This window comes from Robertmurraya sp. DFI.2.37 (assembly GCF_029211245.1).
Classification (GTDB): domain Bacteria; phylum Bacillota; class Bacilli; order Bacillales; family Cytobacillaceae; genus Robertmurraya; species Robertmurraya methanolica_A.
Genome location: NZ_JARGEJ010000827.1, coordinates 1 through 290, shown reverse-complemented (window position 1 = coordinate 290; position 290 = coordinate 1). Strand labels below are relative to the sequence as shown.

The following is a 290-nucleotide window of genomic DNA, read 5'->3' as shown; positions in this document are numbered from 1 at the left end:
CTTTGCAGTTGGAAATGCACCGACAGCATTGGTACGGCTTTATGAGTTGATCAAAGAAGGAAAGATTAATCCGGAATTAATCATTGCAGTTCCGGTAGGGTTTGTAAATGTCGTGCAGTCAAAGGAACTGATCTTAAGTCTGGAAGATACACCGTCGATCGTGGCACGGGGAAGAAAAGGTGGAAGCAATATTGCCGCATGTATTTGCAATGCTTTATTATATCAGATGTAAAACAGATGTAAAAAAACTTTGTTAGAACTTGTTAGAAAGATAGAATAGTGGTATTATA

At 38.3% G+C, this 290-nt stretch carries 1 protein-coding gene; it reads left to right on the top strand.

What is annotated here, in order from left to right:
* A partial coding sequence (locus tag PZE06_RS28810) for a precorrin-8X methylmutase (protein ID WP_275792512.1) occupies nt 1-232 on the top strand: 232 nt, incomplete at its 5' end.
* Nucleotides 233-290 lie beyond the last annotated feature (58 nt).